The organism is Bacillus sp. 220_BSPC, from assembly GCF_001054655.1.
Lineage (GTDB): Bacteria > Bacillota > Bacilli > Bacillales > DSM-1321 > Peribacillus > Peribacillus frigoritolerans.
In genome coordinates this window covers 1-7,369 of record NZ_JVPL01000163.1, presented here as the reverse complement: position 1 = coordinate 7,369, position 7,369 = coordinate 1, and the positions used below count along the sequence as shown (strand labels likewise).

The window sequence follows — 7,369 nt, the reverse complement described above, 5'->3', positions numbered from 1 at the left end:
GCGAAAGCCGAGGAGGCTCCCCGACCGCCCGCGGAAAGCGAGTGCCCTACATTCCAATCAACGTCCAAATTGTACAAGCAAAAAAAACTGTAGACAAACTCGAATTTCATCGAGTTTGTCTACAGTCGGGCACTTAACCTTAATGGTCAAGTGCTTTTGTTATTCAAAACTTCTTTATTTTGATTGATGATGATTTTATTTCTTAAAATCATTTCTTTATTATTAAGTCCAACATTGAGTTCTTTGGTATTATTCACTTTTTCCAGCAGTGAAATTACGGATATTTCCAGTAATTCAGAAATAGGCATTTGTGTTTTGGATGATAAAATTTCAAGTTCATGGATTAATTTAGGGGATAGCATTGGTTGTTTTTGATTTATTTCCATGACAGGACCCGCTTTCTTAAAAAAGTTATGTAATTGTCATTTAAGTATATAATGTCGGTTTCCGATAAAACATTAAATTAGCGTTATTTATGTTAAGAGTTGATGACAGGCATAACCATGAATGACTCAGCATAAGTCACCATACCTAAATCCAATTTGGAATATATCGTGTATTCTTTGAATTATATGAAATATCAGGGAAGGTACATTACAACTATATAATTCTATGTCTCCAGATTTGTCAACCATTGGCTTTTCTGATAGTATAAATGTCCATTTCGTCTTAGCATCGGCATTTTAATAAGTTTGATCAATATACAAGGAAGGGGAGTGATTTCATTGGGTAATCACCCTGATTTTGAAAAGGAACGGCAGCGACTGGATTTTACAAAACGTTATATCGATGTAGTCATCAAAACATCAGAAACAAGCAAAGATCAATTTCAGCGGAATATGCAAGAAGCTTTTGGCGACGCCGATTGGTCTGAATCAGCCTTATATTCACAGCTGCTGACGACGGCCAACTTTTTTGAGATGTCCAAAACCGAACTTGAAAGTTTACGCAAAGCAAGTAAAAAACCTTACTTTGCAAGAGTGGATTTTGAAAGGAATGATGGGGAGAGAGGCGAAGTCCTTTATTTCGGAAAAGCATCTCTTTATCAGAGGGAAAGCCAGGAACAGATCATCGTCGATTGGCGTTCACCGATTGCAAATCTGTATTATGAGGGACGGATTGGTGAAATAGAATATGAAGCGGAAGGGGAGACATTCAGCGGGAACATCACTTTAAAAAGACAGCTAATGATAGAAGAAGGTGTCTTGGAGGAGATAAGGGACATTGATTTGACAACAACGGATGAATTGTTGCAGGAATCCCTTTCCAAGAGTTCCAGCAATCGATTGACGGATATCATCACCACGATCCAGGAAGAACAGAATAAAATCATTCGGGCAGATTTGAATAAACCTATCATTGTCCAGGGCGCAGCGGGCAGCGGTAAAACCACAATCGCTTTACATAGGATCTCTTATTTCATTTACCACTATAAAGACTTGTTCGATCCGCGACAATTAATGATTCTTGCTCCGAGCCGGGTATTCATTGATTACATATCTGAAGCTTTACCTGAATTGGGTGTCGAAAAGGTAAAACAATTCACGTTTTCCGAATATGTTCAGGCAGCGATAGGAAAGCAAGTGAAGCTTATAGCGGATGATAAATTAACGCGATTGCTGGAAAAGGATGATGAAGAAATTAATTCAGCCGTCTGGATATCAGGTCTGAAGGGATCCCCTGCCTTTAAATATATATTGGACGAATATATAAAGGACATTTTCAGTGGGTTTCATCCGGATGCTGATTTTTATTGTGATAAATATCGCCTCTATTCCGCTAAGAAGTTCATTAGATTATTGGAAGAGGATTATTGGTATTTACCGTTATACAACCGGCTGGACAAACTTAAGGCCATTTTACAAAATGAAGTGAAATTAAAAAAGAAAACAATGCTTGAACGCGTTGTTGATCTTTATGATGCCAAAATCGAGAAGGCGCTCTATAAGAATATCGATCCAGTCATACGTAAGGAATTTGTTATAAAATGCCTCGATAAAAAAGAGGAAAGGATAGGACAGATCCAAAAGGCAATCCGTACTTCTGTAAAAGCGTATTTTAAGCAATTTAAAAGTAAAGATCTCCTGGAGTACTATCAGGAATTATACCAAGATCCGGAGCGTCTCGCCTCTTACAGCAACGGTAAGCTTACTGTTGAAGATGCCAGGGTTTTATGTGTGTACAATCATAAATTATTTTCTGCTAATAGTTATGAGCTGGAGGACTTGGGAGCATTATTATATCTTCAGGAGCGGCTTTTCGGTGTCGATAAAGAAAACAAAGCAAAAAATGTCGTCATTGATGAGGCACAGGATTATAGCTTCATGCAGTTACAGGCCCTAAAGACGGCAGTGGATACCGATATGTTCACACTAGTAGGCGATCTTGCACAAGGCATCCATTCATACCGCGGACTTCAAATATGGGATGAGGTTCACAGTCGTATTTTCCCTCGGGCGACGTATACTGAATTACAAAAAAGCTACAGAACAACTGTTGAAATTATGAAACAAGCTAATGAAATACTTCAGTTGTTAACATACGATTTCCCGGAAGTTGAACCTGTGGTCCGGCATGGCAAGGATCCAGAATTCATTTACATTGAAAAGGAAGGTTGGGAAGAAGAACTGATTGAACTGATCGCAACCCTTAAAGGTGAAGGTTTTAAAACGTTTGCCGTTATTGCCAAAACGATGAAAGATTGCAAGCTGGCAAACGAGAAACTAAGTGAATTCCATCAAGGCTTTCATTTAATAGATGAAGCGGGAAACATCCCTAAAGATAAAACATTGATTGTTCCTTCCTATCAAGCCAAAGGTCTCGAATTCGATGTCGTATTTGCAATTTCCCTCGAAGAAGCGTATTGCCACGAAAATGAACTTGATATCAAATTGCTGTACGTAACAATGACAAGGCCATTGCACAGGCTATATTTTTTAGGTAAAGAGAAAAATGCTTTCCTTATTGAGACATGAAAGGGGTAGGGTGGAATGCCTCCACCCTCCTCGTGAAATGCTCACAGATGCAAAAGGATATCCTGAATATCTTCCCATCCGAAACCAACTTTGATAAGCTCGATGCCTGCCATTTTAACGGTTTTTTCAGCTATCACTTGACCTCCAAGTGCTTTGTAAAAACCGCATGATGGATTATCCTTTAATGCCCAGATTATTAAATTCTTATGTTCCATTTTTATAAGCTCATGTATGACCGCTTTTATCATTTTTCGGCCAAGTCCCTGTTTTTGATATTCTTTTAAAAAATAAATGGCATATACTTCACCTTGAAAATGCGGATCATTCGTTTGTTCTGGTCCCCCGGCAGCGAAACCGATGATTTCCCCATTGGCGTTTTCCGCAACAAAGGTAGCATTATGCAGCATCTTTAAATTCCTTAGCCAGTTTTTCTTTTTGGCCTCCAGATTCATGGAAGACAAATATTGATCCGGAAGGATTCCTTTATAAGTTGTTTTCCAGCTGTTTATATGTACAATTGCTATTCCATCTACATCTTCTTCTATGGCTTTCCTTATCTTCATAAAAAACACCTTCAGATTTTCATATTTCCCCCTAGAATATCATGGAAAAAGTGAATAAGCATTTTATTTATGTTTATAACTGCTTGAGAAAGGATAAGAAATAAAAGAGTGGTCAACCAGATGAAGGGAAGGATGAGAAAGATGAAATTGAAAGTTGGTTTTTATTTTCCGGGCGGCAAAGAACTAGAGCATGAGGTTGAAGGCGATGATTCAACTCAAATGATTTCAAATATTCAAAAGCACCGTTATTATAATTTAGTTAAAGGCGATTGCCATTATGTCGTAGATACGGAAAAAGCAGCATATTTTTCTGTAACAGAAATATTGGATTGAGAATGAACCGCATTGGACTTTTATTCCATTGCGGTTTATTCTTTTTGTTGTAAGGAAACCGGAAAAGGAGTATCGTCAATGAAAATCAATTTTACCAAGAAACAGTATGAAACATTATTCAAAATGGTTCAGTACGGATATTGGGTTGCTTCCGATACTGAAGATAATAAAGAATTCAGTGAGATGGAACAGTATATCAATTCCTTTGCGAAAGATTTCGGCATGGGAGGAGTACAGTTTATAAAGGATTACGAAATGTATGATCTGAGCAGGGAATTGGAGGATCAACTTCATACAGTCATAAATGAGTATGAAGATGGAGTGTTCAGGGATAAGCTTGCCTACCATTTGGCTAGGAAAGAGTTCGCTGAGGAGTCGGAAAACCATGAATACAATCAGGAGGAAGCGTTTAAACGTATCATGGAGATCGAGGAAAAATATCATCTTCATATTGAAGAACACGGGTTAGGGAAATTGAAAATAGAAGAATAAAAATAGAGAGGACGTAATCTGTCCTCTCTTTTCTAATTTTGAGAAGTAATGATTCCATGATCATCAGTATGCCATCCATTACGGATCGGTTTTATGCACGAGGATTTTGACCTAATTTTTCAACTGAGTATTGATAAAATGCAATTAAGTCATTTTGTGACGCAAAGCCTGCTTGTGCAGTTCGTTCGTTCCCTCCGCCTTTTCCATTATAGGAGCCCAGTTCCGCTTTAAAATATTGTCCGCAATGAAAAGGGCTGTCCCCGCTGTCCGAGAGGATGACCTTTTGCTCCTTACGTGATGCTAATAATACGGTAACCTTTTCTTTTTTTACAATCGTACCTGCAAGGTAAAGCAGCTCTTTCATTGAGCTATCTTCGAAAATATGAGAGATGAATCCCCCTCCATTTTCTGCAAGCAGGGAGTCAGCAAGAAAATTTGCATTTTCAAGTTTTAAGTTTTCATTTGCCGATAGCAGCTGCTTATAGTCATTTTCAAGTTTCTCCACCCTATTCAGGATTTCTGTACGTCCGGTATTGAATTTAGTCGATAATGCAGAAAGAATTCCTAGACTTTCGGAATAATCATTCAATGCCCTGAAGCCGCACTTAAAGTAGAGCCGGGTAAGCTCCTTCTGCTTCTCCGCTTTGAAAATTTTTATTAACCCAATCTCACCGGTACGCCCTACATGAGTTCCACCGCAAGGGTTATATTCAATTCCTTCTATCTCAACAATACGGATATTTTCAGACACTTTAGGCATTTTGACGACAGGAAGTGTCTGTAGTTGCTCGTTTGTCACGTAATAGATAAGTATTTCGCGATTCTCGATGATATATTGATTAACTAGCTTTTCAGCAGCAGCCGTATGTACCTCAGCCCATTGAAATCCTGCCATTATATCGATCGTTAAATATTCCTTTCCAAGGTGAAAGCTGACCGTATTAGAGTCAAACAGTTCCTTGCAGACAGCAGAGAGTAGATGCTGGCCGCTATGCTGTTGCATATGATCGAAGCGGTGGGACCAATCAAGTTCACAGTGGACGATCTCTGAATCTGGCCGTCTCTCCAACTTATGAAGAATCTTTCCATCATTGTCTTTTATAACGTCAAGAACGGTGATTCCTTCTATTTTACCCTTATCTGCAGGCTGACCGCCGCCTTCGGGATAAAAAGCGGTTTCTTCAAGAGTGATATAGTAAAAGCCATTTTCTACAATGGTTTCCCAAATTTCGGTATCCCATTGGGAAGTCTTGGTGGACGTGTAATACAATTTTTTTGTCATGAAGGATTTCTTTTTCCTTTCAGTTGATCATTAAATTATATCACCGAAATACTAGAGTTAAAAATCGCGGGTTTTAGAAGATTAGTCAGGGAAAAAAAGCAAAACTTTATGACAAATCACGGCGGAGATGTTACGATGGTTTCCAATTTATGGACATGGAAGTACCTTTACCATATCCTTACCTAGAGTTACTCTAAAAGAAGTGGGGCTTAACAATGAAGGACAGTCAAGAAAACTGAGCCATGAAATTATGGTCATTGAAGATGATATTAACTTAGCGGAACTGCTAAAATATGAATTGATGGACAGTGGTTTCCACGTCAGCTATTTCAAAAGTGGTAGAAAGGCTTTTCAAAAGCTAAAATCCTCACCTCCGGATGCCATTGTGCAAGATATCCTTCTTGAAGAGGGGGAGATGGACGGCTGGGCGATCCTGAGGGAATTAAAAGGATCCGCTGATTTGAATGAGATTCCCGTTTTTGTTTCGACTGCACTTGACGAAAGGGAGAAGGGGATTTCCTTGGGAGCTAAGGATTATTTAGTTAAACCTTATAAACCGAGCCAATTATCCAAAGTGATCATGCATACCTTGTTAACTAACGGTAAACAAGGGCAGATACTAATCCCGCAGGCATTTCATGGAGAAAACAAGGGTTAAAAAATAAAAAACCGTAATAGGTATACAGAACATCAAAAAAATGATAAATTCAAATATGTTGGAAAAATAAATAATTGGGTACAATTGTAGGTAAAGGTAAGTTACAGGAGGATTTTTATTCATGCAAAAAATTCAGGCCGGCATGGCTGTAGAGTTAGAAGTGGAACGTAAGGCTGATTTCGGATGGTTTTTAACGGATGGTTCAGAAGATGTCTTACTTCATCATAATGAAATGAATGAAGGAACGGAACTTGAGATTGGCGATGAAGTAACTGTGTTCATCTACCATGACAAACAAGCAAGGCTAACAGCGACAATGAAGATACCCGAAATTCAGATTGATCAGTATGGCTGGGCGGAAGTTGTCAATGTGAAAAGGAAACTTGGTGTTTTTGTTGACATCGGTCTTTCGAAAGATATTCTTGTATCCCTTGACGACCTTCCGAATATAGATCGATTATGGCCTGAGGTTGGTGATCGTCTATATGTATCCCTGAAGACAGATCGTCATGATCGCCTGTTTGGTAAACTTGCAACCGAAGATGTCATTCAGGAGATTGCAGTAACAGCTCCATTAAAAGGGATTCGTAACACCAGTATTAAGGGAAATGTCTATCGTTTGCTTATGGTTGGATCATTCTTTATTTCAGAAGAAGGATACCGCTGTTTCATTCACGAAAGTGAACGCAAGGAGGAGCCCCGTCTTGGTGAATTAGTTGAAGGGCGCGTCATTGATAGTAAAGAAGATGGAACGCTTAACGTTTCTTTAATCCCCTTTAAACAAGATTTAATGGGGGAAGATGCTGATGTCATTTTCACTTATTTAATGAATCGCGGCGGTGCAATGCCTTATGGTGACAAAACACCACCTGATGATATCAAGTTTCACTTCGGTTTGAGCAAGGGAGCGTTCAAGCGTGCTCTCGGCAAACTGATGAAAGAAGAAAAGATTTACCAGGAAGATGGATGGACATATTCTTCAGATCGTAAATGAAAAAGGCAGCGGATTTTATCCGCTGCTCAGACTGTAGACAAACTCGATGAAAATCGAGTTTGTCTATTTTTA

8 protein-coding genes are annotated in these 7,369 nt (G+C 38.9%); 5 read left to right on the top strand and 3 right to left on the bottom strand.

The features are described from left to right. Positions 1–146: 146 nt before the first annotated feature. Positions 147–386, bottom strand: a complete 240-nt coding sequence (locus tag ADA55_RS10955) for a hypothetical protein (protein ID WP_048683463.1) — start codon at positions 384–386, stop codon at positions 147–149. A gap of 330 nt (positions 387–716) precedes the next feature. On the opposite strand from ADA55_RS10955, the gene ADA55_RS10950 reads away from it, so the two are divergent. Beyond that, entirely contained in the window at positions 717–2,975 is a 2,259-nt protein-coding gene (locus ADA55_RS10950; RefSeq protein WP_226990451.1) for a HelD family protein, read from the top strand. A gap of 41 nt (positions 2,976–3,016) precedes the next feature. Here ADA55_RS10950 and ADA55_RS10945 read toward each other — a convergent pair whose 3' ends face one another. Next, positions 3,017–3,538 carry a GNAT family N-acetyltransferase gene (locus ADA55_RS10945; protein WP_048683460.1) on the bottom strand — a complete coding sequence of 174 codons (522 nt, stop codon included), beginning with the start codon at positions 3,536–3,538 and terminating at the stop codon, positions 3,017–3,019. Positions 3,539–3,679: 141 nt separating this feature from the next. Between ADA55_RS10945 and ADA55_RS10940 the strand changes: the two genes are divergently transcribed. Further along, positions 3,680–3,871, top strand: coding sequence for a hypothetical protein (locus ADA55_RS10940; RefSeq protein WP_034307314.1), 192 nt, complete (start codon positions 3,680–3,682; stop codon positions 3,869–3,871). A 78-nt stretch (positions 3,872–3,949) separates the two neighbouring features. Further along, on the top strand, positions 3,950–4,363 hold the full coding sequence (locus ADA55_RS10935) for a hypothetical protein (protein ID WP_048683456.1): 414 nt from the start codon (positions 3,950–3,952) through the stop codon (positions 4,361–4,363). Between the two features lie 91 nt (positions 4,364–4,454). On the opposite strand, the gene ADA55_RS10930 is transcribed toward ADA55_RS10935, so the two are convergent. Next, positions 4,455–5,645 carry an alanyl-tRNA editing protein gene (locus ADA55_RS10930; protein ID WP_048683453.1) on the bottom strand — a complete coding sequence of 397 codons (1,191 nt, stop codon included), beginning with the start codon at positions 5,643–5,645 and terminating at the stop codon, positions 4,455–4,457. Between the two features lie 127 nt (positions 5,646–5,772). On the opposite strand from ADA55_RS10930, the gene ADA55_RS10925 reads away from it, so the two are divergent. Both ADA55_RS10925 and ADA55_RS10920 read left to right on the top strand, forming a co-directional pair. Further along, the gene (locus ADA55_RS10925; RefSeq protein WP_081088623.1) at positions 5,773–6,303 is read left to right on the top strand and encodes a response regulator transcription factor; all 531 of its coding nucleotides are present in this window, start codon (positions 5,773–5,775) and stop codon (positions 6,301–6,303) included. A gap of 121 nt (positions 6,304–6,424) precedes the next feature. Further along, complete coding sequence (locus ADA55_RS10920) at positions 6,425–7,297, top strand: CvfB family protein (RefSeq protein WP_048683447.1); 873 nt, start codon at positions 6,425–6,427, stop codon at positions 7,295–7,297. Positions 7,298–7,369: the final 72 nt, after the last annotated feature.

What these genes read in the sequence shown, in the direction of transcription:
- ADA55_RS10955 (WP_048683463.1), bottom strand. Translation starts at nt 386, where the DNA reads ATGGAAATAAATCAAAAACAACCAATGCTATCCCCTAAATTAATCCAT.
- ADA55_RS10945 (WP_048683460.1), bottom strand. Translation starts at nt 3,538, where the DNA reads ATGAAGATAAGGAAAGCCATAGAAGAAGATGTAGATGGAATAGCAATT.
- ADA55_RS10940 (WP_034307314.1), top strand. Translation starts at nt 3,680, where the DNA reads ATGAAATTGAAAGTTGGTTTTTATTTTCCGGGCGGCAAAGAACTAGAG.
- ADA55_RS10935 (WP_048683456.1), top strand. Translation starts at nt 3,950, where the DNA reads ATGAAAATCAATTTTACCAAGAAACAGTATGAAACATTATTCAAAATG.
- ADA55_RS10930 (WP_048683453.1), bottom strand. Translation starts at nt 5,645, where the DNA reads ATGACAAAAAAATTGTATTACACGTCCACCAAGACTTCCCAATGGGAT.
- ADA55_RS10925 (WP_081088623.1), top strand. Translation starts at nt 5,773, where the DNA reads ATGTTACGATGGTTTCCAATTTATGGACATGGAAGTACCTTTACCATA.
- ADA55_RS10920 (WP_048683447.1), top strand. Translation starts at nt 6,425, where the DNA reads ATGCAAAAAATTCAGGCCGGCATGGCTGTAGAGTTAGAAGTGGAACGT.